Origin of the sequence: Hoeflea sp. 108, assembly GCF_000372965.1 — a bacterium.
Lineage (GTDB): Bacteria > Pseudomonadota > Alphaproteobacteria > Rhizobiales > Rhizobiaceae > Aminobacter.
The window spans coordinates 4,496,113-4,521,825 of record NZ_KB890024.1; the positions used below are offsets into that span (position 1 = coordinate 4,496,113).

24 protein-coding genes are annotated in these 25,713 nt (G+C 62.5%); 11 read left to right on the plus strand and 13 right to left on the minus strand.

All coding sequences use genetic code 11. The features are described 5' to 3' along the window. Positions 1-492: 492 nt before the first annotated feature. The 4 genes from B015_RS31435 to B015_RS0122400 all read right to left on the minus strand — a co-directional run bounded on the left by B015_RS31435 (position 493) and on the right by B015_RS0122400 (position 9,046). Entirely contained in the window at positions 493-2,961 is a 2,469-nt protein-coding gene (locus B015_RS31435) for an autotransporter domain-containing protein (protein WP_245262248.1), read from the minus strand. Positions 2,962-3,104: 143 nt separating this feature from the next. Next, positions 3,105-4,757, minus strand: coding sequence for an FAD-binding dehydrogenase (locus B015_RS0122390; protein WP_018429980.1), 1,653 nt, complete (start codon positions 4,755-4,757; stop codon positions 3,105-3,107). A 126-nt stretch (positions 4,758-4,883) separates the two neighbouring features. Then, on the minus strand, positions 4,884-7,349 hold the full coding sequence (locus tag B015_RS0122395) for a DUF3857 domain-containing protein (protein WP_157632810.1): 2,466 nt from the start codon (positions 7,347-7,349) through the stop codon (positions 4,884-4,886). Positions 7,350-7,561: 212 nt separating this feature from the next. Beyond that, positions 7,562-9,046 (minus strand): carboxypeptidase M32, encoded by a 1,485-nt coding sequence (locus B015_RS0122400; protein WP_018429982.1) that lies wholly within the window; start codon positions 9,044-9,046, stop codon positions 7,562-7,564. A gap of 130 nt (positions 9,047-9,176) precedes the next feature. Here B015_RS0122400 and B015_RS0122405 point away from each other — a divergent pair, with 130 nt between their 5' ends. Beyond that, complete coding sequence (locus tag B015_RS0122405; RefSeq protein WP_026227603.1) at positions 9,177-9,530, plus strand: DUF1304 domain-containing protein; 354 nt, start codon at positions 9,177-9,179, stop codon at positions 9,528-9,530. A 108-nt stretch (positions 9,531-9,638) separates the two neighbouring features. On the opposite strand, the gene B015_RS0122410 is transcribed toward B015_RS0122405, so the two are convergent. The 8 genes from B015_RS0122410 to B015_RS0122450 all read right to left on the minus strand — a co-directional run bounded on the left by B015_RS0122410 (position 9,639) and on the right by B015_RS0122450 (position 17,175). After that, positions 9,639-10,007, minus strand: a complete 369-nt coding sequence (locus tag B015_RS0122410; protein WP_157632811.1) for a hypothetical protein — start codon at positions 10,005-10,007, stop codon at positions 9,639-9,641. Positions 10,008-10,898: 891 nt separating this feature from the next. Then, positions 10,899-11,930 carry a peptidoglycan -binding protein gene (locus B015_RS0122420; protein ID WP_018429986.1) on the minus strand — a complete coding sequence of 344 codons (1,032 nt, stop codon included), beginning with the start codon at positions 11,928-11,930 and terminating at the stop codon, positions 10,899-10,901. Further along, complete coding sequence (locus B015_RS0122425) at positions 11,931-12,950, minus strand: MotA/TolQ/ExbB proton channel family protein (protein ID WP_018429987.1); 1,020 nt, start codon at positions 12,948-12,950, stop codon at positions 11,931-11,933. It abuts the gene before it with no gap. Between the two features lie 187 nt (positions 12,951-13,137). Next, positions 13,138-13,827, minus strand: a complete 690-nt coding sequence (locus B015_RS0122430; protein WP_018429988.1) for a hemolysin III family protein — start codon at positions 13,825-13,827, stop codon at positions 13,138-13,140. 72 nt (positions 13,828-13,899) lie between these two features. After that, positions 13,900-14,700: an inositol monophosphatase family protein gene (locus B015_RS0122435; RefSeq protein ID WP_026227605.1), complete on the minus strand. Its 801-nt coding sequence runs from the start codon at positions 14,698-14,700 to the stop codon at positions 13,900-13,902. 26 nt (positions 14,701-14,726) lie between these two features. Next, positions 14,727-15,293, minus strand: a complete 567-nt coding sequence (gene efp, locus B015_RS0122440; RefSeq protein WP_018429990.1) for an elongation factor P — start codon at positions 15,291-15,293, stop codon at positions 14,727-14,729. A gap of 104 nt (positions 15,294-15,397) precedes the next feature. Beyond that, a complete protein-coding gene (locus B015_RS31440; RefSeq protein ID WP_018429991.1) occupies positions 15,398-16,525 on the minus strand; it encodes a tetratricopeptide repeat protein in 1,128 nt (375 codons plus the stop codon). Positions 16,526-16,527: 2 nt separating this feature from the next. Beyond that, a complete protein-coding gene (locus B015_RS0122450) occupies positions 16,528-17,175 on the minus strand; it encodes a thiamine phosphate synthase (RefSeq protein WP_018429992.1) in 648 nt (215 codons plus the stop codon). Between the two features lie 172 nt (positions 17,176-17,347). Here B015_RS0122450 and B015_RS0122455 point away from each other — a divergent pair, with 172 nt between their 5' ends. Beyond that, on the plus strand, positions 17,348-18,118 hold the full coding sequence (locus B015_RS0122455; protein WP_018429993.1) for a sulfite exporter TauE/SafE family protein: 771 nt from the start codon (positions 17,348-17,350) through the stop codon (positions 18,116-18,118). A gap of 53 nt (positions 18,119-18,171) precedes the next feature. Further along, entirely contained in the window at positions 18,172-19,806 is a 1,635-nt protein-coding gene (locus tag B015_RS0122460) for an acyl-CoA synthetase (RefSeq protein ID WP_018429994.1), read from the plus strand. A 36-nt stretch (positions 19,807-19,842) separates the two neighbouring features. On the opposite strand, the gene B015_RS0122465 is transcribed toward B015_RS0122460, so the two are convergent. Next, on the minus strand, positions 19,843-20,394 hold the full coding sequence (locus B015_RS0122465; RefSeq protein WP_018429995.1) for a DUF2269 family protein: 552 nt from the start codon (positions 20,392-20,394) through the stop codon (positions 19,843-19,845). Positions 20,395-20,868: 474 nt separating this feature from the next. Between B015_RS0122465 and B015_RS0122475 the strand changes: the two genes are divergently transcribed. From B015_RS0122475 to ruvB, 8 genes are all read left to right on the plus strand, one after another. After that, entirely contained in the window at positions 20,869-21,258 is a 390-nt protein-coding gene (locus B015_RS0122475; protein WP_018429996.1) for a hypothetical protein, read from the plus strand. 388 nt (positions 21,259-21,646) lie between these two features. Further along, positions 21,647-22,183 (plus strand): DUF1465 family protein, encoded by a 537-nt coding sequence (locus B015_RS0122480; RefSeq protein ID WP_026227606.1) that lies wholly within the window; start codon positions 21,647-21,649, stop codon positions 22,181-22,183. Between the two features lie 90 nt (positions 22,184-22,273). After that, positions 22,274-22,786 carry a crossover junction endodeoxyribonuclease RuvC gene (gene ruvC / locus B015_RS0122485; RefSeq protein WP_018429998.1) on the plus strand — a complete coding sequence of 171 codons (513 nt, stop codon included), beginning with the start codon at positions 22,274-22,276 and terminating at the stop codon, positions 22,784-22,786. A 190-nt stretch (positions 22,787-22,976) separates the two neighbouring features. Further along, the gene (locus B015_RS0122490; protein ID WP_018429999.1) at positions 22,977-23,228 is read left to right on the plus strand and encodes an AbrB/MazE/SpoVT family DNA-binding domain-containing protein; all 252 of its coding nucleotides are present in this window, start codon (positions 22,977-22,979) and stop codon (positions 23,226-23,228) included. A 106-nt stretch (positions 23,229-23,334) separates the two neighbouring features. Then, positions 23,335-23,604 carry an AbrB/MazE/SpoVT family DNA-binding domain-containing protein gene (locus tag B015_RS0122495; protein ID WP_018430000.1) on the plus strand — a complete coding sequence of 90 codons (270 nt, stop codon included), beginning with the start codon at positions 23,335-23,337 and terminating at the stop codon, positions 23,602-23,604. Further along, positions 23,585-23,998, plus strand: coding sequence for a type II toxin-antitoxin system VapC family toxin (locus tag B015_RS0122500; protein ID WP_018430001.1), 414 nt, complete (start codon positions 23,585-23,587; stop codon positions 23,996-23,998). The genes B015_RS0122495 and B015_RS0122500 overlap by 20 nt, the downstream gene beginning before the upstream one ends. Before the next feature lie 13 nt (positions 23,999-24,011). Beyond that, complete coding sequence (ruvA, locus tag B015_RS0122505; protein WP_018430002.1) at positions 24,012-24,632, plus strand: Holliday junction branch migration protein RuvA; 621 nt, start codon at positions 24,012-24,014, stop codon at positions 24,630-24,632. A 40-nt stretch (positions 24,633-24,672) separates the two neighbouring features. After that, positions 24,673-25,713 (plus strand): Holliday junction branch migration DNA helicase RuvB, encoded by a 1,041-nt coding sequence (gene ruvB, locus B015_RS0122510; RefSeq protein WP_018430003.1) that lies wholly within the window; start codon positions 24,673-24,675, stop codon positions 25,711-25,713.

The following is a 25,713-nucleotide window of genomic DNA, read 5'->3' on the forward strand; positions in this document are numbered from 1 at the left end:
TGACCGGAAGAAATCGGGGAAGCCTGTGTCGAGTCGAAACGGGTCCGCGTCGCAACGCTGCGGCCGTGAAAAATCATGATGCCCCCACCAAATTGCATGCATGCCCGGATGGGCAAATTCATGATGCGGGGAACCCAATGCCCCCCGCCAAGAAATTAAGAAACAGTTATAATCTAGAACACCTAAGGTGCCTGAGCAACGGGCAATGTTCGCTTGCATCACCTAAACTATGCACAACTGCACCGACGCTATGGATTGGTTCGCCCCATGATGACGACATCTCATGAATCATTGCTACAAACCATCCAAAGGGCGAACGCACCTGCACTTGCTAAAGCACACCTTGCATCGACAGAAGGTCGGCTAGCTGACTATTTTTGGGTGCATTTCCACTATCGCCCCGCATACCTGCCGGCGCAGCGGCCCGAGAAGATGCAGCCGCCGAGGAAAATATGCTCGAGCGCGTTGTAGCCCTGGCTACGTGCTCGGAACCTAGAACTTGGCGGCCAGGGTGGCCTTGGCGCCGTGGTCGCGGGCGCCGTTGGCGATCTGGCCGGTATAGGTCAGGCCGAGCGTCGCCTTGGGCGCGATGGCGAGGTCGAAACCGGCCTCGATCAGCAGCGCATCACGGGCGATCGGCGCACCGTAGACGGTGAAGCTGTCGCCGCCGGCGAATGCCACCGTCGACGACGGCTCGACACCGCCGAAGGCATGCCGCCAGCCGAGCCCGCCGCGGGCGGTCGCCTTGGCGTCGCCGAGATGAAGGTCGGTCGCCGCGCGCAGCCCGAGCGTCGACGTGGTGCTGTCGAAGCTCTTGTCGGCGCCGGTGAGCGCGGCTGCTCCGCCGGTTTCGGTGAAACCGTCGGTCGAGGTCGAGACATAGGCGAGACCGGCGAAGGGCTCGAAGGCAACACGCCCCATCTCTGCCCGGTAACCCGCTTCGACGAAGACCTGCGCCGTGCCGGCGTCGTAGCTGGCCTTCAGCGTTTCACTGAGACCCGGGAACGAGACCGTGCGCGTGGTGTCGATCGAATGACGCGTATAGGCGGCACCGGCGCGCAGCGCGACGGCACCGAAGTGACGGCCGCCATAGACGCCGAGATGGAAATTGTCGCTGTCGCCGGACGACGCCCCGCCATCGGTCTCGAAGCTGGTGCGGCTGTAGCCGGCGAGCAGGCCAACACGCCAGTCGCCGCCGACGACGGTGTCGGCACCGGCAACCAGGCCGCCGCTCGAATGATCGAAACCGGAGGCATTGCCATTGCCATCGACCGAACCCCAGTTGCCGAGCGCCTGGCCCCAGACCACGAAGCGGTCGGTGTCGGCGGCAACCAGTTCGGGCCCGCCTTCGCCATAGGCCATGACCGGCAGGTCGGGTGCAGCGACATCGCCGAAGGCCGAGCGCACGCGGTCGTTGGCGAATTCGCCGACGAACGAGCTCGCCTGGGACGAACCGCCGCTGGCCGAAGCGTGCACGTCGCCGGACAGCTGGTTGAGGGCGTCACGAGCCTGGTTCTCGTCGGTGGACAAAAGAAAGGCAGCAGCAACCGGATTGGAATTCGGCAAGGCGGCAACTGCGCCCGCGGCTGACGCCTGATTGGGCGCCTCGGCGACGCTGACCAGGGTGACGTTGTTGCGGCTCAGGGTCAGCGTGACATCGTTACCGTCGCCGCCCGTATAGTTGATGAGGTGATCGAGGAAGAGCAGGCTGTTGAGATTGCCGACGGACGCAAATGTGCCCGCGACCGCATCACCGCCGTCATTGGCGATCAGGGTGAAGGGGCCGTTGACCGGCAGCCATGCACCCATACTCGACGGCGAAAGCACGAGATTGAGCGTCGCACCCGAGATGTCGACAGTGCCGTTGACTGTCAACTTGTCGGCGCCTGCTGGCGTCGCCGCGACTTCGAAGATACCGCTGTTGACGTAATTTCCGTTGATGGTCTGGTTCTCAGCGCCATGCGTGCCGCCGGCCAGCACGGTGACGTTCCCGCCGATGGTGCCGCTGCCGCCGAGCCGGGCACCCGACTTGACCGCGACCGGGCCGAGGATCGAGCCAACGCCGCCGACGCCAACGCTCAGCGTGCCGGCGTCAACGTTGGTGCCGCCGGAATAGAGATTGGTGCCAGTAAGCGTCTGGGTGCCACTGCCCGTCTTGACCAGCTTGCCGGCGCCCGAGATGACGCCGGAGAACGTGGTGCTTTTGTTGTCGTTTCCGGTCGTCAGTGTCGCGGTGCCGAGATCAACCGCGCCGGCACCAGCGAGAGAGCCGATCACCTGGTTGTAGTTGTCAAGGACAAGCGAGGCACCGCTCGTCACGGTGTAGCTGCTGTTGGCACTGAAGACATTGGCGTTGCCCGCGACAATGCTGCCCTCGGCCACGTTGGTCGCTGTGGCATAGTTGCTGAACCCGTAGATGTTCGTCAGAATCAGCGAACCGCTGCCGAGCTTGGTAAAGGCGCCAAGCGGGACATCGCCGTCAATCATTTGGGCGTGGGTTGTCAGATCGAAGCTGCCTGTATCGATCGTCCCACCCGCCGACGTGAACTGGATGGTGTGGTTGATAAGCTGGAGCCCAGCCGCACCGGACTGCAGCGTGCCGCCGTCGAGCGTGATGGTTCCCGAGCCGAGAACCGAACCGCCGGTGATGCGGATGGTACCGGCGCTGATGATGGCGCCTGAGCTGAAGCTGTTGGTGCCATTGGTGACGACGAGCGTGCCGACACCGGTCTTCCTGATGAAGCCGACTTCGCCGGACTCGTAGATTCTGCCGGAATAGGTACCGGTGGCACCGGCGCCGACGGAGAACTCCTGGAATGGGTCGAAGCCGATATCTGCGGTGATGTCTTGGCCATCCAGGAGCACCACCACAGGATCGGCCCAGGCCGGCTGGAGGAGAAGGCAAAGAGCGAGCGCGGACACGCCAGACATGGCGCGCGCGTTGGAAAATTTGGCAGACACTATTTGCTCCCCACCTGCAGAGCGAGGGCGCAAAGAACCCTGCGCAGGCACCTGAAATGAATGAGCCCCTGCTAACGCATAACGGAGCTTGGTGGAAGGTTCCTTGCGCGCTTTTCAGCAGACTATTTTTGGGAACATCTTTGCTAGGCGGCCGCATGCCTGCCGGCATTGCGTCCCGAGAAGATGCAGCCGCCGAGGAAAGTGCCTTCGAGCGCGTTGTAGCCGTGGTAGCCGCCGCCGCCGAAGCCGGCGACCTCGCCCGCCGCATAGAGCCCGGGGATCGGCTCGCCATCGGCGCCAAGCACCTGACTGTCGAGATTGGTGTGCAGGCCGCCCAAGGTCTTGCGCGTCAGCACATTAAGCCGGACGGCAATCAACGGGCCATTTGCCGGATCGAGAACCTTGTGCGGCTTGGCGGTGCGGACCAGCCGGTCACCGAGATAGCGTCGGGCGCCATGGATGGCGGTGACCTGCGCGTCCTTGGAGAAGGGGTTGTCGATCTCGCGGTCGCGCGCCACGATCTGCGCATCCAGCCGGTCATAGTCGATGAGGTCGTTGCCCACGAGCGCATTCATGCCAGTGACGAGATCACGCAGAGTGTCGCGGACGACAAAGTCCTCGCCATGCTGTTTGAAAGCCTCGACGGCAGGCGGTGCACCCTTGGCGCGGCGGCTCCTCAGGACCTCGATCCAGCGCTTCGACGTCAGATCCGGATTCTGCTCGGAGCCGGACAGCGCGAACTCCTTCTTGATGATCTTCTGGGTCAGCACGAACCAGGAGTATTCGCGGCCGGTGGAGAGTATCCGCCTCAGAGTGCCGAGCGTGTCGAAACCGGGCAGGAACGGCGCTTCGAGCCGCACGCCACGTGCGTCGAACCATAGCGACGACGGCCCCGGCAGGATGCGGATGCCGTGGTTCGGCCAGATCGGGTTCCAGTTGGTCACACCTTCTGTGTAGTGCCACATGCGGTCGCGGTTGATCACCGCGCCACCGGCGGCTTCGGTGATAGCGACCATCCGGCCGTCGACATGGTGCGGCACGCCGGCGACCATCTTCTGCGGCGCCGGGCCGAGCCGGCCGACCGGCCAGGCCTTGCGAACCAGATCGTGATTGCCGCCGATGCCGCCCGAGGTGACGATCACCGCGTCGGCATGGACTTCGAAATCGCCGACCACGGCACGACCCGACTGCTCGCCGCGCCCGACATCAGAGGGTTCAAGCACCTCGCCGGCGACGCCGGTTACTGCACCATTGGTCTTGATGAGACGGCTCGCTTGATGCCGGAATTTCAACTCGATCCGACCAGCCGAGGCTTGCTCGGCGACGCGCCGCAGGAAAGGTTCGAGCACGCCGGGGCCCGTGCCCCAGGTGACATGGAAACGCGGCACCGAATTGCCATGGCCATGCGCCTGCGCCCCGCCGCGCTCGGCCCAGCCGACGACGGGAAACCAGCGCATGCCCTGGGCATGGAGCCACGGCCGCATCTCGCCGGCCGAAAATTCGATGAAGGCCTCGGCGACCTTGCGCGGCCAATGGTCCTCAGGCCGGTCGAACTGGGCCGAGCCCATCCAATCCTGCAGGGCCAACTCGCGGCTATCCCTGATGCGCATGCGCCGCTGCTCCGGGCTGTCGACGAAAAACAGGCCACCGAGCGACCAGAAGGCCTGGCCGCCGAGCGAATTCTCGCCCTCCTGCTCGAGGATGATGACCCGCTTGCCCCTGTCGGCCAGCTCGGCCGCCGCGACAAGCCCGGCCAGCCCGCCGCCGACGACGATCGCATCCGTCCGATCCGCCAACTGCCCCTCCCAAGATCTTTTGGTATTGTGGGGAGTTTCGGGCAACGGCGCTCAAGTTCAAGCAGAAAGTCGGAACGACGTTGTTCCGCAAGGGAAGGTCGTCAGCACTGGCCGAATTTCGGCCAACTAGGTCGCACCAAAATAGAATATGAACGGAAGATAGAACACGCCCGCAACAATCCAGACCTTGTCCCAGCTCGTAAACTGGGAACTCCAGGCCAGATATTCAGGGTGCCTCGCGTTAAGCCGGTTGATAACGACCACCAGAGGCAGGGGCGCAATCATCGCAACGACCAGTTCGACGCTCCGGCGCAAACTGGCCAACCAGACATCTTCCAGCCTATCGAACAATATAGAATAGAGTTCACTGCCCAAGAACAGCAGGCCGGCCGCAACTCCCAACCAGATCGCAACCTGCCTGACGCCAAGGTCGCGGTTGAGACGGACAAATGTCTGTACCATGAAGATGGGCAGGAAGAACCCACGCACAAACGACCAGTATCGCGCTCCATATGCCAGATTTTGCTGGCGGAATACGCGCCATCCCCACAACACGACGTACAGCCCGGCCGTCACGGCAGTCATGACCATGAACTTTAGCGGCGAGATAGGCCAGTAGAGCTGGCCGGGCCGTGGCTTGAATGAGCGCTGCTCGACAATGCAGGCGGCCAGAACCGCCAGCAGCCATGAGGCAAAGATCATCGTCTCGAGGGCTTCCAGCCCCGACATGGGCTCGTCTTCCGCAGGCGCCTCAACGCTGAAGTCATACGCCCACTGGGTGTTGTCGAGGATGTCGTTTACCGCGGCCAGATAAGTGCGCACCCCCTCCGCCGAGACCTCCGGTTCCTGCTTCTTGATGTCCCAGCTAAGGACGAACTCCGTTGGCGTACTGCTCCAACTTGTCCGCAAGACGACGTTGGGGGTCACGACCGTCTTTGCTTGTTCGGCGCTAAATGCAGCTTTCAGATTTTTGACCGTCACGCTGTGTCGGCGAAACATGGGGCCGCCAATCCAAATCGGCCCAACCCGATCAGCCGCGGCCGGCTTGGGAAATTCGGCAGGATCGAAATCCGCGCGAAGCTGGAAATTCTTGATCAGATCACCGTGTGCCAAGGCATCTGCGGGCAATTCATACGTTTCCGACAAGGTGACGACGTTGCGATCACGGTCATCAGCCGACTTCAACACAGCCGTACTGCGAATACCTGGATACTGCCGGGTGTAGTATTGAAGATAGTTGTCGCCGAGTTCGCGAATCGATCGCCCTGCCAACTTGCGCCGCATGTTATCGGCATCGACGCCATAATAGGTGGTCAGTGTTTTCAGCATTAGCGGATCACCCGCTTTTGCCGGAAAGCTGACCTCCTCTGCGACAGTAACCGTCGGCTGAAGAAGCTTGGGGGCCGGCATCTTCTCCAAAGCACCGTTCGAGCTTTCCAGCGGCAGGGCATATCCAAAGTCAGGCTCTGCGAGCTCGCCTCCTCGGCCACCCTGGAGGTAGTCCGTCCCGTCCAGCCAGTAGACGTGCGCGCCGATTTCGGCCCGCACGATCGCATGATCGAAGACCCGCAATGACGGCAAAAACCTATTCAAGCCATAGCCTTCGTCGATGTCAGTCAACGCGGCTTCGGCTTTCACCCCGAGGTAGCTCAAGGCCGAAACAAGCAGCAGCGTCTTGTCCTTGCAATCTCCAAAGCCGCTGGCAATCACCGTGGAGGGATCGCGCGGCAAGTATGATCCCGCTCCCATTGACAGACTGATGTAGCGAACCTCGTCCTGGACGATACGCAGTGCCTCGACCATGCGCTCGCGCGGATCTTCATGGCGCGCAGCAATGCTGTCGAGCTTTGCCAAGAAAGCCGGCGGAAAGGTTCGGACCGGCCGATAATCCTGAACAACCGCATCGGCCACATCCCGCCAGCTCGCAGTGGACGAAATCTGGACAGTGCCCCAGGGCGCAAATGAGGCAGGCAGATTGTCCTCGATCTTGACCGGCTCTGGCTTGGACATCTCCCACAGGTAACGCGTCTGGTCCCCAGCCGGCGTGATCTTTGGCCTTACGCTGGTTCGCTCGTCCTTGATCGTCAAGGTGCGCGACGAGGGCCAAATGATCTCGCGCCTGATAAGCCCTACAGGCTCGTCCCACTGCGTCGAAAACCGGTAGTAAAACAACTCCTGACCAACGAGTTCTTGCCTATCGGTCGTGGTTGCGTAGTCAATGACGTCCCCTACGCGCACGTCATTGATGTCGATACGCGCCGTCAGCCAACCGTCGAAGATTCCGCGTTCAGAATCCTTTTCTTGACGGTAAACATCGAAAGTGACGTCCCCGAGCCTGTCTTGTACGACGCCATCGCGGATTACGCGCAGATGATTGAGCTTGATCGTGTGCCTTGCGGGATCAAATTTCAGGTTGATCGTCGCGGCCTGTTCAAGACCCGGACGATCGACCACCTTATAGACCTCGCGCTCGTATCCGATGTAGCCTCCGGGACGGTACTTCCCCTGCCAATCAGAAAGCAGGTACGAGATACCGTTGCGAACCTGGCTCGCCCGAGCCTCGTCGGCATCTGGGATATCGACGTCCGTCACCCAGGTTTCGACCGGAGCCTTAGCTACTTCACTGGCCGCCCCCGCAAGCTGCGTAGGCACAAAGAACAGGGCAAGGCAAACAATCAGCTGCCTCGACGCCAAGAGAATGCAACTCACTATGCGACCCCGCCCCAATACCTAATGGCAAAGTTTTCAGCGGGATCGACAGCAAAGTAAAGGCGAAATACCCAGCGAAATATAGGTTCAATTTTTCAGCGGCCGTAGCGCTTCTTCAAATGAGCCGTGAAATACGCCGCGTTCAACTTTTCGCTGGTTGCGCGTTCGAGCAGTTGGGGCGTCGACCAGCGCGAGCCTTGCGACCAGATGTTGTCGCGGCGCCAGTCGTTGACCGTGTCGAAGTGACCGCGGGCGATGTCGTCGTCGATGGCAGGATGCGCCTGGACGATGGCCGCCCACTGCTGCGCCGCCATCATCGCGCCCAGCGTATAAGACGGGAAATAGCCGAATGCCCCACTCGGCCAATGCACGTCCTGCATTGGGCCGTCGGCCGGATTGTCGATGGTGGACAGGCCGAGATAGTCGCGCATCTTGGCGTCCCAAGCCTCAGGCAGGTCGGCGACCGAAAGGCTGCCAGCCACCAGTTCCTGCTCCAGCTCGTAACGCAGGATGACGTGCAGCGGATAGGTGACTTCGTCTGCGTCGACGCGGATCAGGCCGCGCTCGACCCGGTGAACGTGCGGAAGAACCTCGTCGAGCGACCAGGTCTCGCCGAGATGCTGCCCAACCAGCGGCAGCGCCCAGTGCCAGAAGGCCGGATTGCGGCCGAGCTGCTTTTCCACGAACAGGCTCTGGCTTTCGTGCACGGCCATGCCACGCGCCTTGCCGAGCGGCCAGTGCGACCACGCCTCGGGCAGATTTTGCTCGTAGAGCGCATGGCCGGTCTCGTGCAGCACTCCCATCAGGGCCGACAGGAAGTCGGAGGTCTTGTAGCGCGTGGTGATACGCACATCTGAAGGCACGCCGCCGCAGAACGGGTGATGCGACACCGACAGGCTGCCATGGGTGAGATCAAAGCCGACCGCCCCCATCATGGCGAGACCGAGTTCGCGCTGGCGCTCGATCGCATAGATGCCCGACAGGGCACGCGGCGGGTTCCTGGCATTGCGCTCGTCCTGAACTTCCAGCGCCTCCGGGACAAAGTCCTTCAGAAAGGCTTTGAGGTCGGCAAAGACGGGTGTGATGTCGGCTGTACGATTGCCGGGATCGTACTGCTCCATCAGTGCGTCGTAGGGCGATAGCCCGAGCGCATCGGACCTGAGGGCAGCCTCCTCACGGACCAGCGCGACGATGCCCTCAAGTGCTGGCTGGAAGCCGGCCCAGTCATTCTTGGCCCTGAGGTCGCGCCAAAGCTGTTCCGAGCGCAGGCGGGCGGCGGTCTGCCGCTCGACGAATTCGGACGGAAGGCAGGTCATGTTGGTGTACTGGCGGCGGAATTCACCAAGAGCTGCCTGCTGCTCGGCGTTGAGGGCCTCCCCATCGGCGGCTTCGACCCAGTCGGCGATCTCGGGAGCGGTTGCCTGGCGGTGGTACATGCCGGCGAGCGCCGACATGGCCTCCGCCCGCTTGGCGCCGCCACCAACCGCCATGTGGGTGGCCTCGTCAGCGCCCAGAATGGCAAGCGCATGTTCGAGCGCTTCGAGCTTGCGGCCGAGTTCGTCGAGCTTGGCGAAGGACATGATGGCTCCTGTGTTTCGGATTTGCGCCGAAAGGATATGAAACCGGGCCGGACCGCAAGACCCGTTGGCTGGTTCAGGCTTGCAGGGAACATGTTCGACGTGGTGGAGTGTCCCGAACAGGAGGTGGGCTGTGCTGGGAAATGTGCTTGTCGGGCTGGTGGCGCTCATCCACCTCTACATCGTCTATCTCGAAATGGTGCTGTGGGACACGCCCCGAGGGCATAAGGCCTTCGGCCTCAAGCCCGATTTCGCAAGGGCATCCAAGTCGCTCGCAGCCAATCAGGGGCTCTATAACGGATTCCTGGCTGCCGGGCTGATTTGGGGATTATGGCTTGGCGACAATGGATATCAGGTGAGGATCTTCTTCCTGCTCTGCGTGGCGATCGCCGGACTTTTCGGCGCAGCCACCGTTGGCAGGAAGACCCTCATTGTCCAGACAGTTCCGGCGGTGCTGGCGCTCGCGGCCGTTTGGGCGGGGTGGTAGGCAAGACAATGGCGATACGAAATGCGAACGCCCCCAGCGTGGCTGGGGGCGTTAGTACCGGATGGCGACGACCGGACTGTTCGAGGATGCCGTCGCCAACGGCTATTCTCAGTACTTGTTTTCGCCATTCTTGGCCGGAAGCTTGTGGTGGTGGTGGCGATAGTGATGGCGATGCACCGGCATGGTGTTGATTGTTGCAGTGGTTGCCGGCGGCATCATTCCCATTGGGCGCCGGCCAGCGAGCGGTGCCGAGTCGCCCGTCGAGTCACCACCGCCGTTCAAACCTCCAGGGCGGCTCGCTACGTCGTTGGACGTCGCGGCAAAAGCACCAGCCAGAGGGATCGAAACGATAATCGCGGCAAGGGCCGCCTTGAATGCCATAGAGCGCATTTTGCGTCTCCCGAAATCGCCGGTCGGATTTCCGCCCCGGCATATGCCGTCCGTCAGGAAACGTCGCGTCACGGTGGGGAGGACCATCGCCGGCGTTTCCCGGACTGCACCTGAAATTTAGGGCGTGCGAAGACCAAAACAAAATTAAGAAAAAATAATTATCCGGCTCGCTTCATGGACCAAAAATTCGCCCTAAATAGCGCGGCGGCCTCAACTATAGTTGATCCACGGCTATAAGAGCTGAAGCTCATTGTCTCAGCAGGCATGCGGCTCTTCGGGCAAAGCCTGCAACGATGAACGCCGTCGGAGCACAGCATCCTATCTGAGAGCCAAGGTACCACCTGCGAACACGCGAATACAGGCAGATCAACAGCGCCTCAGCAAAGTCTTTGGATGGTAGCCATTGCCTGATGTCCGCTAGGTCTTCCAACTGGCCAGGCCCGTTGCCAGATCCTGGCCAGCGTCAAGAAGCCAACTCTCGATCAACGCTGATCGTGCATGCAGGCCCAGACGGTCTGCCAGGGCATGCAAACCAGCGGGGTCTTGCCATAGACCGGCTGCGACGCATCGTTATCCTCATCATCCCTTGAGGCTCTCGGCTGGCTCATTTCATGCGAGCCACGGCCACCGCCGTGATCGTGCCCCCTTGCATATGCCATCGACAGAGGTGACGAGACGAGAAGCGCGGCAACGGCCGCTTTCAGCAAAGTAGAGCGCATTTGAGCTCTCCCGGAATTTCGCCGGGCGGAGAACCGCCACGGCGGCTGCGGTCCGTCAAGTTGCGTCGTGTCGCGGTGGGAGGTCATCGCCGGCGTTTCCCGGACTGCAAACAGACTCTAGGCGCCTCGGACGAAGAAATAAAATTAATAAAAGATAATATTTAAACTGCCAAAATCGCAGCAATTTGATTGGACGCACAAATATACGTGACCGATCTCAATTCCATGTGAGCTGCACTTTACCTGACAGAGCCGTTTCCTAACGCTCTGTAAGCTTGAGCTCGATGCGACGGTTCTTCGAGCGCGCTTCGGCGGTATCTGCCGGATCGAGTGGCTGGAACTCGCCGAAACCGGCCGCAACGAGACGATTGGCGGGAACGCCATTCTCAATCAGGAACTTGACCACCGAGGTCGCACGCGCCGAGGACAGCTCCCAGTTGTCGCGATAACGGCCCGTCCCCGACAGCGGGATGTTGTCCGTGTGGCCGTCGACGCGCAGCACCCAGTTGATCTCTGGCGGAATTTCTTTCTGCAACTCGATGATGGCGTCGGCGAGCTTCTTCATCTCGCCCCTGCCGGCATCGTTGATCTGTTCGGATCCTGTCGGAAACAGCACTTCCGACTGGAAGACAAAGCGGTCGCCGACGATACGGATGTTCTCACGGTCCGACAGGATCTCGCGCAGGCGGCCGAAGAAGTCGGAGCGGTAGCGGTTGAGCTCCTGCACGCGCTGGGCAAGCGCCACATTCAGCCGGCGGCCGAGATCGGCGATCTTGGTGTTGGATTCCTTGTCGCGCGCCTCCGAGGCATTGAGCGCCTCTTCGAGCGCCCCGATCTGCTTGCGCAGGGCAGAAATCTGCTGGTTGAGCAGCTCCACCTGGCTGAGCGCCCGCTGGCTGACCTGGCGTTCGTTGTCGAGTTGACCCGACAACTCGCCGATGCGCGTGTTGGCGGCGTCGCCAGCACCTGCACCCTGCGACAGCAATTGCTCCAACCGGCTCTTCTCTGCCTCGGCCGCGGACAACGACGCCTGCAGATTGGCCAGCGAATCCTCGGCATCCTGGGAGTTGGACTTCTCCAGGGCAAGCAGCTGCGTCAACTCGTTGATCTGCGAGTTCAGGCGGTTGAGTACCTCGTCCTTGCCCGAAATCTCGCGGCTGAGCAGAAATTGTGCCAGCACGAAGACCGAAAGCAGGAACATGATGGCAAGCAGCAGCGTCGACAGTGCATCGACGAAGCCCGGCCAATAGTCGATGCGGCGATCCCCTCGCCGCCCACGCGCAAGAGCCACCTAGTGGACTCCCTCTTTTTTGAGCGCGTCGGCAATTTTTTCGAGCGTCGTGCGCATCGCCTTCTGCTCGTCGGATTGAGCCTCGACCCAGTCGCGCATGATCTGCTGTTCGCTGCGCATGTTCTTGACCAGACCCGAAATGCCATCGGCGAGATTGGCCATGGCGGCTGCGACGCGCGGGTTGGAGCCGCCCTGTTCCTGCATGTTGCGCAGGCGCTCGGTCAGCACGCGGATTTCATCGGACGAACCGGCCTTCGCGTCGGCGACGACGATGTCGGACGACAGGTCGGTCACGGTCGACAGCCAGTTTTCGAGCTCTGTGTAAAAGCGTGTCTGGGCGCGGCCGGCCTGGAGATCGAGGAAGCCGAGGACCAGCGAGCCGGACAGGCCGAACAGCGAGGACGAGAATGCCGTGCCCATGCCCTGCAGCGGCGCAGCGAGACCGGCCTTCAGCGCCTCGAGCACAGCCGCTGCGTCACCCGTGCCTGGGTCGAGCGACTGGATTGTGTCGCCGATGGAGCCGATGGTTTCGAGCAGACCCCAGAAGGTGCCGAGCAGGCCGAGGAAGACCAGCAGGCCAACAAGGTAGCGCGACACGTCGCGGCTTTCGTCGAGGCGGGTGGCGATCGAATCGAGCATCGTCCGCATAGAGCTGGTCGAAAACGCCATCGATGACGAGCGCCCAAGCATCGCCTTCATCGGCGCAAGCAGCACCGGCTCGGTGGCTTCGGAGCCGGCGCGGAATGAATTGACCCAGCGAACTTCCCTGAACAGCCGCCCGACCTGGACGAAGGCGAGCCCGATACCGATGACGAGCACGCCGATGATGAGACCGTTGAGGCCAGGATTGGTGACGAAGGCGTGGCTGATCTGCCGGGTCAGGATCGCCGCGATAAACGCGACGATCGCCAGAAAGATGATCATCGTCAGCAGAAACACCTGCGGGCTGGACAGGCGATGCGGGTCGTAATTGAGGACATCGGAGCCTTTGCCCGCTCCGGGAGATTTCAACAATGCCATCGGCGACCCGGTTCCAATTCCCGCGTTCCAACGTGTCGGCCCGAAAACCGCAACTGGTCTTCGGAAAGCACAATACGTCGATTCAAAGTGTTAGAGCGCGCCTTGCGCATCCGAACGGACGCGCGGCACTCTCATGCATCACGACTGTAAGCGGAAATGTGACGAAATTGAAAGACGCTTCGTCCGGTCAGAGGCGTGCAACGACCAATAGGTCGATCATGGCGGCGACATGCAGTCCAGCACCGGTGACGACGAAGCTGTGCCAGACCGCACTCTGGAAGCGCAGGCGCTGCCAGGTGTAGAAGATGACGCCGCAGGAATAGACGGCACCGCCGGCAAACAGCAGCCACAATGTGGCAGTCGGAAGCGTAGCGATCAGCGGCCTGAGGATGACAATGCCGCTCCACCCCATGGCAAGGTAGAAGACCAGTGCCAGCCGGTCGAGCCTGCCGGGAAGGAAAAGCTTGATCGCCATGCCGGCGACCGCAGCCGACCAGACCACACCGGCCATCCATGCGGCGGTGACGCGGTCATCCAGCTGGGCCAGGAACGGTGTGTAGGTGGCGGCGATCAAAAGGTAGATACCGGCGTGATCGAAACGGCGCAGCACCCATTTGGCCGGCGAGATTGGCCAGAGATTATAGGCAAGCGACACCGACAGAACGGTCAGAAGCGCCACTACGAAGACGACGGCTGCGAGATATTCGCCCGATGCGGTGTGAAAAGCGGAGATGGAAAGCAGGGCCGAACCCGCGGCGACGGCGAGCACGATGCCTATCGCATGCACCACGCCGTCGGCGATCAGTTCGGCGCGCGAATGGGTATAGCGCCCGATGAAGGGCACTGATGTCTCACGCTTGTGGAGATGGTCCGTCATTGCTCGTCCCTGCGCCACTCCCAATATGGGCAGACGCAGGGTTGGCAGGCAAGGCTTGGCCTGCGCGGCCGATCAGCGCGGCGTAACCGGCTTCTTCAGCGTCTTCAGCAGGGCCTTCTGGATCAGCTCGTTGCCGGCGACGATCGAGCCGCCCTCAAGCATGTCCTGGCCGCCCTTGCCATCGGACACGTACCCACCGGCTTCGCGGACCAGTAGCATGCCGGCAGCGACGTCCCAGGGCGATAGCCCCGTTTCCCAAAAACCGTCCATGCGGCCGGCGGCCACATAGGCCAGGTCGAGTGCAGCCGAGCCAAGACGTCGGACACCGGCGACCTCGGCCATGACGTTGCGCAGTTCGAGCAGGAAATTGCCGTGGTGGCCACGGCCGAGATGCGGCACGCCGCAACCGATGACGGCATCCACAAGCTTGGTGCGGCCCGACACACGCAGGCGGCGGTCGTTGAGGAAGGCGCCGCCACCGCGCTCGGCGGTGTAGAGCTCGTCCATCGCCGGATTATAGACAACGGCTGCGACGATCTGGCCCTGACGCTCGAGCGCGATCGAGATCGAGAACACCGGAATGCCATGCAGGAAGTTGGTGGTGCCGTCGAGCGGATCGACGATCCAGCGATGCTGGTCGTCCTCGCCGGCGACGACACCACGCTCTTCCATCAGGAAGCCGTAGCCGACGCGTGCCTTCGACAGCTCCGCAAACAGGATGTCTTCAGCCTTGCGGTCGGCCTGGCTGACATAGTCGCCCGGGCCCTTCAGCGAGACCTGCAGGTTCTGCACCTCGCCGAAGTCGCGCGCCAGCGAACGGCCGGCTTTCATGGCGGCCTGCACCATAACATTTAGGATCGCTGAACGCGCCATTTTCTACAACCTCAGCAGTGTCGAAATCAGTCCGCGCGGCGGACGTAAGTGATTTCGTTGGTGTCGACGATGATGCGCTCGCCCGAAGAGATGAACGGCGGAACCAGGACGCGAACGCCGTTTTCGAGCACGGCCGGCTTGTAGGACGACGCAGCCGTCTGACCCTTCACGACCGGGTCGGCTTCGGTGATCGTCAGCGTCACCTGGTCGGGCAGTGCGATGCCGATCGGGCGCTCGTCATAGAGCTCGACCGTGACCATCATGCCGTCCTGCAGAAACGCGGCGCGGTCGCCGACGAAATCCTTGAGCAGTTCAAGCTGTTCGTAGCTGGCGGTGTCCATGAACACCAGGGCGTCGCCCTGCTCGTAAAGGAACGAGAAGTCTTTCTGCTCGAGGCGGACCTTTTCGACCGTCTCTGCCGAACGGAAGCGCTCGTTGAGCTTGGTGCCGTTGATGAGGTTCTTCAGCTCGACCTGATTGTAGGCGCCGCCCTTGCCGGGCTTGACGTGATTGGTCCTTACCGCCACCCAAAGGCCGCCATCGTGCTCGATGACGTTACCGGGACGGATTTCGTTGCCATTGATCTTGGCCATGTTTTGGTTCCGGAAGAGAGGTTTGCGCCAGAAGGGGCGCCATCGGGGCCCCCAAGACCATAAAATGCCTTTTTAGGCAAGAGAAGTCGCGATTTTCACCTGCCTCAGCGGATGCGATTGGCGCGCTCCAGCGCCTGTTTCATCTCGTCGTCGGTAAGGCCGCGCAGGAAATCGTCCATTTCGGGATCGGTGAGCCCGGCACGACGCGCAGCGATGTACCAGGCTGCGGCCTGGATCGAATCCGGATCTATACCGATGCCGCCCATATAGAACTTGGCGAGTCGGTTGCGGGCGGCGACATTGCCGCCGTCTGCGGCAAGCTTCATCCAGCCGAAGGCCGATTTGAGGTCGCGGTCGCCGCCGCGTCCGTCCAGCATCCACAGCGAAAGGTCGAACTGGGCGGTGTCGTAATTCTGCCGCGCTGCCTGGACAAGCAGCAGCCGCGCCTTGTGGTCGTCGCGTAGCCGGCCGCCGACACCGTTGGCATAGACCTGTGCCATCGCATATTGCGCATCGGCCAGTCCGGTCTCCGCCGCCCTTTCATAATAGGGAACGGCCCTTTCGAGGCCGCGCGAACCCGGCTCGCGCTGGACAATCAATTGCGCGTAGTTGAACTGGGCCAGCCTGTTGCCGGCCTCTGCTGCGGACTGCATCAGCGCATTGGCCGCCTTCTCGTCGCGGGCAACGTATTTTCCGTCGAGCAGCAGCAGCGCATACTGGAACTGTGCTTCGGGCACGCCCTGCTCCGCCGCCCGCTCGTACCATTTGGCGGATTCGGCGTCATTGCGGGCAACGCCCAGGCCACGCGACAGGATCTCGGCAATCAGTGTCTGGGCGGCGGCATCGCCAGCCTCGGCGCGGGGCAACGCCAGATTGTAGGCGGTCTTGTAGAGGCCGCGCTGGAAAGCGCCATATGCTTCGTCCGACGGCTTACCGCCAAAACGGTTGGGGTCGATGCCATCGGTCGGCTTCGCAGCCGGGCTGGCACCGAGATCGGGCGACGACGGGGACGTGCCAGGCGCCATGACAGGTGCCACCGTCGGCAGCACTGGCGCTGGGGTCATATCGGACGAAGGCCCAAAGCGGCTGGGATCGATCGTGTGGCCCGACTTGCCGAGTGCCGGCACGGCACCAGCGTCACCGCTCGCTGCCGGCGCGCTTTCGACAGCAAGCGCAGGCCCAAGGCCCGAGCCCAACCACAACAGTCCGGCGATCAGGCGCGACCAATGCATGATTAATCCTCGAAACGGGGAGCTTTCTCGTCGAGCAGCGCGTTGGCGCGGGCGACCGCCTCGCGCGGATCGACGCCCTCGCCGAACACCGCAGCCTGCATGGCGACGAATTCGACGCCGGTCGCAGCCACTTCCTCGACCGAGGCGATGTCGGAACCGGCCATGACGATGCAGGGGATCTCGATCATCTCGGACCACCATTCGCCAAGCGAAAGGTTGCGCGGATGTGGCTCCGGCTTGGTGTCGTAACCGAAGCGGCCGAAGAAGATGTAGTCGGGCCGCTCCTCGCCGAGTTCGAGCGCGTCGTCACGTGTCTTGGCGCCGCCGGTGCCGACCATCATGCGGTCCTGGTAGTGCTCGACGGCTTCGGCAAGCTCGGCCTTCTTGCCTTCGACATGGATGCCGTCGGCATGAATGCGACCGGCAACGCGCGTGTCGCCAGAGATCACCACGGCCACGCCGGCTTCATGCGCCTTGGCGGCGACCTTTTCGGCAAACGCCTGGAACGACGCCGCGTCAACGCCCTCGCCCGGCAGGATGAGCGAAGCGACGTCGCCGCCAGCGAGGGCTGCTTCGACACGCTCGACCTCGATGGAAGGCGGTGCGATCAGCACGATGCGGCAGCGATTGGGCGGCGTGTTTGCGGTCATCTTTTCGATCCGGGTGCTTGTCGCCTATGCAAGGCGATCATGTTTGCATTGGGGCATAGAGCAAAGTGCCGCCGTTGAACAGGACGGGCTGCCAGACGCAAGCATATGAAAACACTGGCACGGCACTCGCCAAGCCGCCGCGATCCGGCTATCCCTGACCAAAAGGCTCTCCATGACGGCTCTGCTTCTCGACCCGTGGTTTTATGCGGCGGCTGTTCCGGCGGTGATTCTCGTCGGCCTGTCCAAGGGCGGCTTCGGCGGTGCCGTCGGCTTCGTCGGCGTACCGCTGATGGCGCTGGTGATCTCGCCGGTTCAGGCCGCAGCGATCCTGCTGCCGATCCTGATCCTCATGGACGTCGTTTCCTTGTGGACCTGGCGCGGCGTCTACGACCGCTCGATCCTCTGGCAGATGCTGCCGGGCTCGATCCTGGGCATAGGCATCGGCTGGCTGCTTGCCTCGGTGGTGACGGCCGATATGGTGCGCTTCATCGTCGGCGCCATCGCCATCATCTTCGTGGCTCGCTGGCTCTACACCAGCCTTCGCCACGGCAGCGGCCACAAGTCGGAACAGAGCAAAGCTGCTGCCGCCGTCTGGGGTTCGATCGCCGGCTTCACAAGTTTCGTCGCCCATGTCGGCGGCCCACCTTTCCAGGTCTACACCTTGCCGCTGCGGCTCGACCCCAAGGTGCTGACCGGCACGAGCGTCATCTTCTTTGCCGTTACCAACGCCATCAAGCTGATCCCCTACTTCGCGCTTGGCCAGTTCGACGCCGCTAACCTGACGGCGTCGCTTGTGCTGGTGCCGATCGCGCCGCTGGCCACCCTTGCCGGCGCCTGGCTGGTGCGGCGGATGCGGCCGGAGATTTTCTACCCCTTCACCTATGCCACCGTGGCGCTGGTGGCAGCCAAGCTGCTTTACGACGGCTTACGCGACTTTATGTGAGATGACCGCATGAAGGCGGTGGACTAGGCTCGGCGCCACAAGGGAGAAACGCCATGGGCAAATACGAGGAACACCTCGACAAGACCCCCGCCAATCACCAACCGCTGACGCCGCTCACCTTCCTCGAACGCGCCGCCAGGACCTTTCCCGGTCACGTCGCTGTCATCCATGGCAGCCAGCGCCTGACCTACCGCGATTTCTGGCGCCGCTCGCTGAAGCTGGCGTCTGCGCTCGCCTCCAAAGGCATCGGCAAGGGCGACACAGTGACGGTGATGCTGTCCAACACACCGCCGATGCTGGAAGCCCATTTCGGCGTGCCGATGACCAAGGCGGTGCTGCACTCCCTCAACACCCGCCTCGACGCGGCAATCATTGCCTTCCAGCTCGACCACGCCGAGACCAGGCTCTTGATCGTCGACCGGGAGTTCTCAGGCGTGGTCAAGGAGGCGCTGGCACTGGCCACGGTGAAGCCGTTCGTCATCGACTATGACGATCCCTGTTATCCCGAAGATGCCCCTTATCCGAAGGGCGAACGCATCGGCAGCGTCGACTACGAGACTTTCGTCGCTTCCGGCGACGAGACCTATGCCTGGTCGATGCCGGACGACGAGTGGGATGCGATCTCGCTGAACTACACCTCAGGCACCACTGGCAACCCGAAGGGCGTGGTCTACCATCATCGCGGTTCAGCACTGATGGCCTACACCAACACCATCCATGCCAGCATGGGCAAGCACGCGATCTACCTGTGGACGCTGCCGATGTTCCATTGCAACGGCTGGTGCTTTCCCTGGACGCTTGCCGTGCAGGCAGGCACCCATGTCTGCCTGCGCTGGGTGCGCCCCAGACAAATGTACGAAGCAATCGCCGACCATGGCGTCACCCATCTCTGCGGCGCGCCTGTCGTGATGTCGCTGCTGATCAACGCGAAGGACGAGGACAAGCGCACCTTTCCGCAGATGGTGACCTTCAACACCGCCGCGGCGCCACCACCCGAGGCGGTGCTGTCGGGTATGGCTGATGCCGGCTTCGCCGTCACCCATCTCTACGGCCTGACCGAGACCTATGGCCCGGCCGTCGTCAACGAATGGCATGACGAATGGGACGGTCTCGACAAGGGCGCACGTACCGCAAAGAAAGCGCGGCAGGGCGTGCGCTATGCCGCGCTCGAAGGGCTGACGGTCCTGAACCCCGAGACCATGGAAACGACACCGGCCGACGGCGAGACCATCGGCGAGATCATGTTCCGCGGCAACATCGTCATGAAAGGGTATCTCAAGAACAAGGCTGCCACGGACGAGGCCTTCGCCGGTGGCTGGTTCCATTCCGGCGACCTCGGCGTGATGCATCCCGACGGCTACATCCAGATCAAGGACCGCTCCAAGGACATCATCATTTCTGGCGGCGAAAACATCTCGTCCATCGAAGTCGAGGATGCGCTCTACAAGCACCCAGCGGTCGCCTCTTGCGGCGTGGTCGCGCGTGCCGACGACAAATGGGGCGAGGTGCCGGTGGCCTATGTCGAGCTGAAGCCAGGCAAGGCAGCGACGGAGGCCGAAATCATCGAGCACTGCCGCACCCTGCTAGCCCGCTTCAAGGTGCCGAAGGCAGTGATCTTCGCCGAGATCCCAAAGACCTCGACGGGCAAGATCCAGAAATTCCGCCTGCGCGACATGTCAATGAGGTGAGGCAACAGCGGCGCCCGGAAGGCGCCGCCTTTCGTGTCAGGCAGCGGTAGCAGGCGCCGGACGCAACCCGTCGAACGCGGCCCAAAGGCCGAGGCCGAAGACCGTGGCCATGGTGGCCAGGACCGGCACATCGGAGTGCGTCGGCTTGAGCACCATGTCGGCGACGATGACGAGCATCACCGCATAATCGAACCGCGCCACCTTGAGGATGCGCCCGCCCTGCTCGAGTACCGCTGGCGTGACGCCGTCGCGAGCGATCAGCGCGGACATGCGGTCGGCGGTCGGTTTGAACACCAACGTGCCGATCAGGAAAGTTGCCGCATAGCCGGCAAGTCCGATGATGATCCAGAGATCGCGGAAGCCGACCCAGAACCAGCACATCGCGAGCCCGAGCAGCAGCGTGACCAGCGAGGACGGCATGAACAGCCGGTTGCCGAGCTCTCCAACCGAACGCATCACCTGCAGCATGCCTTCGGTGTCGCCGGCACGATCGGCCCGCACGGCCAGAAGCATGAGCGCAAACCCGCCGCCGACCCAGAGCACGGCCGCCACGACATGCATGAACTTGACCACTGAATAGAAGTCCATCTTTCCGAACCTTCCGTCACATCACCTGCCAAAGCGCCCGGCGCTTCAGGCATCGCTAATTTTCGGCGGCGGCAAATAGCATTCGCAGTGTTTCGACGATGTGTCGGGCAATGCAGGCCTTGTTTCCGCAAGCGGCATTTGCCGCGGCAGCAATGACATCGAAACGCGACGACAGGCGACGACCCGGCCAGCTCGCGCCCAAGCTGGCTCCAGAAAGGAGCCGGAGCCCGGACGTTCCTGTGAACCCCAAACAGTTGGCAGGACGCTCGACTGTAACGGGGCGCGCCATCCGACATCCATGCCGACGGCGAAACCTCCTCGTGGCGAGCCAATGTAACTGCCGGACGCATGCCAGGAACCCGCGCGACATGCGACGGAAACAGACAAGGCGCAAATGCCCGGCATCGGCCGCTTCCCGCGGTCTGCCAGTCAACACCCATTCCCTGCGGGGGGAAAAGGCATCAGGAGAGAACTATGCAAGGGGTCGCACGGAATTTCTTCACGCTCGCAATCGTCTACGCCATCGCCGGCATGGCGCTTGGCCTGCACATGTCGATCAGCCAGGACCACAGCCAGATGCCTGTTCATGCCCACACGATGGTGGCGGGCTGGCTGATGTCGTCGGTGTTCGCCTTCTTCTATCACCTGTTCCCGGCCGCCCGCGAAAAGACGCTGGCAAGGATCCATTTCTGGCTCACCGCCATAAGCGGCATCGGCCTGCTGGTGGGCCTGTTCTTCCTGCTCGGCGGTAACGCGGCGATCGAGCCTGTGGTGGCGATTTCGTCGATGGCCTTCTATGCGGCGATGTTCCTGTTCGTCTTCATTGCCCTACCGACCGTGTGGAAACAGCAGCCGGCAAACTGAAGCCCCAAGAGGTGCTGTGCCGCGACGGCACAGTTCAGGACAAATGGGCGTCGTCCTTAAGGCTCCATTAAGCATTCCAGATGTTTAATGTGGGTATCCAGTGATCTGGATTCTTACCGAGTGGTTGGAGCCACTTTGTTTGACGCCTCCCTGTTAAACTCCTGAGAGCCGCGCACTTTTCCGCGGCTCTTTTTTTTTCGTGCGTCGAAGCGGGAAACGCCGTCCAAAAGCGGCCCGATGCGACGCGTTAACCCTTTGTTAAACATGCGCTTGCGTTCAGCTGACTGGAAGCGCATTTTCGAAGGGCTTAGCGTAATAGGAGTTGGCAAGCGCAGAATCCGTCGCAAAAGACGGGCACGACGCAAGCCAGGGAAGCAGGAAACTGATGATGAACGAGCCTTCGAGGGAAAGCGCGAACACGGTCAAGCTCGCCGAGAGGCGGGTGTTTTCGCCATCCTTCAAGCCTCTCTACAACGAGGGCATGGGGCTCGTGGAACAGGCTGCGGAGTATCTCGACGGCGCCGGCCGCGCCGAGGCCAAGAAGCTGTCGCGGCTCGCCGCCACGCTCTATGCCGCCGAATCGATGCGCCTCACCACCCGCCTGATGCAGATCGCCTCTTGGCTCCTGCTCCAGCGCGCCGCCAATTCCGGCGAGATGACCCGCGATCAGGTCGCCTCCGAAAAGGCCAAGGTCCGGCTCGACACCGCCTCGGCGCATGACGACGCCGCCGGCTGGAACGAACTGCCTGGAGATTTCGTCGATCTCGTCCGCCGCTCGCTACGCCTGCAGGCGCTGGTCCGCCGCATGGACGAGGAGATCTACGGCAACGGCGCCACGGTGCTGCCGATGCAGGCCATGCGCCGCAGCAGCAATCCGGTGTCCGACCAGATCAGCCTGCTAAACACCGCCTTCGCGCGCAACTAAGCTCCGACAGATCATCCTTCGCAGCCGGGATTGTTTCCGGTTTGTTCACATTTGTCTGGCGTCTTGCCTCCGTGGAGATAGAGTTCGCGGATGAGAGAGACGATTCGCATTATTGGCATCGACCCGGGCCTTCAGCGCACCGGCTGGGGCATCATCGAATCGCTCGGCAATTCGCTGCGCTTCGTCGCATCGGGCACGGTGCGTTCCGACAACAAGGCAGCGCTTGCCAGCCGGCTCTGCCAGCTGCATGACGGGCTGGCCGACGTGATCCACCGCGAAATGCCGCATGAGGCCGCGGTCGAGGCGACCTTCGTCAACAAGGACGCGACCGCAACGCTGAAGCTCGGTCAGGCGCGGGGTATCGCCATGCTGGTGCCGGCTCGCGCCGGGCTTGTGGTCGCAGAATATTCGCCCAACGCCGTCAAGAAGGCCGTCATCGGCGTTGGCCACGGCGACAAGAAGCAGATCGCCATGATGGTCAAGGTGCTGTTGCCTAAGGCCGGTTTCGATACCGCCGACGCGGCCGACGCCTTGGCGATTGCCATCTGCCATGCCCACCACCGCCAGAGCCCGGCCTACCGGCTGGCGCAACTGGCCAGCTAGGCAATTCCAGGAAAAGTGTGAAGCGGTTTTCCGTCCGGAATTGCGTCAACACAAAGAGATGGAGCGGCTCCGCGGAATCGCGGACATGTTCTATCGCGCATCGACTTTCGGGCCGATACACCAAGCCCAATGTTCTTGACTTGTTCTCTTTGCTGAAACATTCCTTGCCGGCAAGAAAAGGAATGATTCCATGCGTGTGACCAGCAAGGGCCAGGTGACGATTCCGCGCGACCTGCGCGAGACCTTTGGCATCGTCGCCAACACCGAGGTCATCTTCGGCATCGAGGGCGGCAAGATCACCATCGTGCCCAAGGACGAGATCGCCAGGTTGGCCGACCGCGACCGGCTGGACCGGTTCCTGGCAATACTCGGCCGCCTCGAGGGCGCTGCCGAACAGGCGATCAGTCCCGACGAACTGGCGGCGTTGGCAAGAGACAGGTAACGCCGGCTCGTCGTGAGAAGAACCCGCACTGGAGAGCTGCGCCACAGCAGCCATGTTCTTGACTTGTTCTCATATGGCACGTAGGTAATACCTGTGAGGTATTACCATGCGCGTGACCACAAAAGGCCAGGTGACCATCCCCAAGGAGATCCGCGACAAGCTCGGCATCGAGCCCGGTTCGGAGGTGGAATTCGTGGTGACGGGCGATGTCGTCACGCTGGTGGCGCGTGAAGACGATGAGGCGCGGCAGCGCCGGGCGACAGCCATCAATGCCTGGGCAGACAGGGTGGCTGGAACAATCGATCTCGGCGGCATGACGACAGACGAATACATGGAATGGCTGAGGGGGCCGCGCGATGACCTCGGTCCTCGTTGATTCCAACATCTTCCTGGACATGTTCCAGGGCGGCCCGGCCAGTGTATGGTCGCGAAGAAGCCTTGTGCAGCAAGGAAGCGTCGGCGCTCTCGTCGTCAATCCGGTCATCTGGTCGGAAGTATCCGTTCGCTTTCCGACGGAGGCCGATCTTGCGAATTCCCTGGAAGGGCTCGCGGTCCACAAGGCGCAGATTCCCTTCGAGGCGGCCTTCGCCGCAGGCAAGGCGCATCTGGCGTATCGCCATAACGGCGGCACCTGCGACCGTGCTTTGCCCGACTTCCTCATCGGCGCGCATGCGCAAGTGGCGGGACACAGGCTTTTGACCCGCGACGCCTCGCGCTATCGCAGCTACTTTCCCGACCTCGACATCATCGCACCGGATACTCATCCATGACGGGACGCACCAAATGATCGGCAAGTTGAAGGGCACCGTCGACGAGATCGGCGAGGATTACTGTGTGCTCGACGTCCATGGCGTCGGCTACGTCGCCTATTGTTCGGCCCGCACGCTGGCCTCCATGGCCGGCCCCGGCGAGGCCGCGGTTCTCTACATCGAGACCTACGTGCGCGAGGATATGATCCGGCTCTACGGCTTCCAGTCGGAACTCGAGCGCGAATGGTTCCGCCTGCTGCAGAACAACGTGCAGGGCGTCGGCGCCAAGGTGGCGCTGGCCGTGCTGTCGACGCTGGCCCCCGCCGACCTCGCCAATGCCATCGCCCTGCGCGACATCGCCATGGTCAGCCGCGCGCCCGGCGTCGGCAAGAAGGTCGCCGAGCGCATCGTCACCGAACTCAAGAACAAGGCGCCGGCCTATGCCGGATCGGCCTCCGGCACAATCGGGCTCAAGCAGGAGCTGGGCGAAGGCGTGGCCCCTGCACCGATCGCGGACGCGGTCTCGGCGCTGGTCAATCTCGGCTACTCGCGCGACATCGCCGCCAATGCGGTGGCAGCCGCCATGAAGACCGCCGGCGAGGACGCCGATTCCTCCAAGCTGATACGCTTCGGCCTGAAGGAGCTGGCACGGTGAGTGCCTTGCCCGCAGCCGGTCTCCATGCGAGGACGGGCACATGAACACGCCGACCCGCCTCATCACGCCCGAAAAGCGCGGCGAAGATGCCGACAACAGCCTGCGTCCGCAGACCTTGGACGATTTTGTCGGCCAAGCGGCGGCGCGCGCCAATCTCAAGATCTTCATCGAGGCCGCCAAGGGGCGTGGCGAAGCGCTGGACCATGTGCTGTTCGTCGGGCCGCCCGGCCTCGGCAAGACGACGCTCGCCCAGATCATGGCGCGCGAGCTCGGCGTCAATTTCCGCTCGACTTCGGGCCCGGTCATCGCCAAGGCCGGCGATCTCGCAGCCCTTCTCACCAATCTCGAAGAACGCGACGTGCTGTTCATCGACGAGATCCACAGGCTCAACCCGGCGGTCGAAGAAATCCTCTATCCGGCGATGGAGGACTACCAGCTCGACCTGATCATCGGCGAAGGCCCGGCGGCGCGCTCGGTCAAGATCGACCTCGCCAAGTTCACGCTTGTCGCCGCGACCACGCGACTCGGCTTGCTCACCAACCCGCTGCGCGACCGCTTCGGCATTCCGACCCGGCTCAATTTCTATACGGTCGAGGAGCTTGAGCTGATCGTACGCCGCGGTGCACGCATTCTCGGCATGCCGCTTGCCGACGACGGCGCCATCGAGATCGCCCGCCGCGCCCGCGGCACCCCGCGCATTGCCGGCCGCCTGCTGCGCCGCGTGCGCGACTTTGCCGCCGTGGCTGGCGCCGGCCCGGTCGACCGCCGTATCGCCGACGAGGCGCTGTCGCGGCTCGAAGTCGACGCGCTCGGCCTCGACCAGCTCGACCGGCGCTATCTCTCCATGATCGCGATGAATTTCGGCGGCGGCCCCGTCGGCATCGAAACAATCGCAGCTGGCCTGTCCGAACCGCGTGACGCCATCGAGGACATCATCGAGCCCTATCTGATCCAGCAGGGTTTCATCCAGCGCACGCCGCGCGGCCGCATGCTGACGGCCAACGCCTGGAGACATCTGGGGCTGGAGGCACCGAGAGAAGTTGCCGTGCAGCAGATAAACCTGTTCCAGGAAGAGGACTGA

Coding starts and splice junctions, on each gene's coding strand:
- B015_RS0122400 (WP_018429982.1), bottom strand. CDS start 9,046: ATGTCCTTCGCCAAGCTCGACGAACTCGGCCGCAAGCTCGAAGCGCTC.
- B015_RS0122410 (WP_157632811.1), bottom strand. CDS start 10,007: ATGGTCCTCCCCACCGTGACGCGACGTTTCCTGACGGACGGCATATGC.
- B015_RS0122425 (WP_018429987.1), bottom strand. CDS start 12,950: ATGGCATTGTTGAAATCTCCCGGAGCGGGCAAAGGCTCCGATGTCCTC.
- B015_RS0122430 (WP_018429988.1), bottom strand. CDS start 13,827: ATGACGGACCATCTCCACAAGCGTGAGACATCAGTGCCCTTCATCGGG.
- B015_RS0122435 (WP_026227605.1), bottom strand. CDS start 14,700: ATGGCGCGTTCAGCGATCCTAAATGTTATGGTGCAGGCCGCCATGAAA.
- efp (WP_018429990.1), bottom strand. CDS start 15,293: ATGGCCAAGATCAATGGCAACGAAATCCGTCCCGGTAACGTCATCGAG.
- B015_RS31440 (WP_018429991.1), bottom strand. CDS start 16,525: ATGCATTGGTCGCGCCTGATCGCCGGACTGTTGTGGTTGGGCTCGGGC.
- B015_RS0122450 (WP_018429992.1), bottom strand. CDS start 17,175: ATGACCGCAAACACGCCGCCCAATCGCTGCCGCATCGTGCTGATCGCA.
- B015_RS0122455 (WP_018429993.1), top strand. CDS start 17,348: ATGACGGCTCTGCTTCTCGACCCGTGGTTTTATGCGGCGGCTGTTCCG.
- B015_RS0122460 (WP_018429994.1), top strand. CDS start 18,172: ATGGGCAAATACGAGGAACACCTCGACAAGACCCCCGCCAATCACCAA.
- B015_RS0122465 (WP_018429995.1), bottom strand. CDS start 20,394: ATGGACTTCTATTCAGTGGTCAAGTTCATGCATGTCGTGGCGGCCGTG.
- B015_RS0122475 (WP_018429996.1), top strand. CDS start 20,869: ATGCAAGGGGTCGCACGGAATTTCTTCACGCTCGCAATCGTCTACGCC.
- B015_RS0122480 (WP_026227606.1), top strand. CDS start 21,647: ATGAACGAGCCTTCGAGGGAAAGCGCGAACACGGTCAAGCTCGCCGAG.
- ruvC (WP_018429998.1), top strand. CDS start 22,274: ATGAGAGAGACGATTCGCATTATTGGCATCGACCCGGGCCTTCAGCGC.
- B015_RS0122490 (WP_018429999.1), top strand. CDS start 22,977: ATGCGTGTGACCAGCAAGGGCCAGGTGACGATTCCGCGCGACCTGCGC.
- B015_RS0122495 (WP_018430000.1), top strand. CDS start 23,335: ATGCGCGTGACCACAAAAGGCCAGGTGACCATCCCCAAGGAGATCCGC.
- B015_RS0122500 (WP_018430001.1), top strand. CDS start 23,585: ATGACCTCGGTCCTCGTTGATTCCAACATCTTCCTGGACATGTTCCAG.
- ruvA (WP_018430002.1), top strand. CDS start 24,012: ATGATCGGCAAGTTGAAGGGCACCGTCGACGAGATCGGCGAGGATTAC.
- ruvB (WP_018430003.1), top strand. CDS start 24,673: ATGAACACGCCGACCCGCCTCATCACGCCCGAAAAGCGCGGCGAAGAT.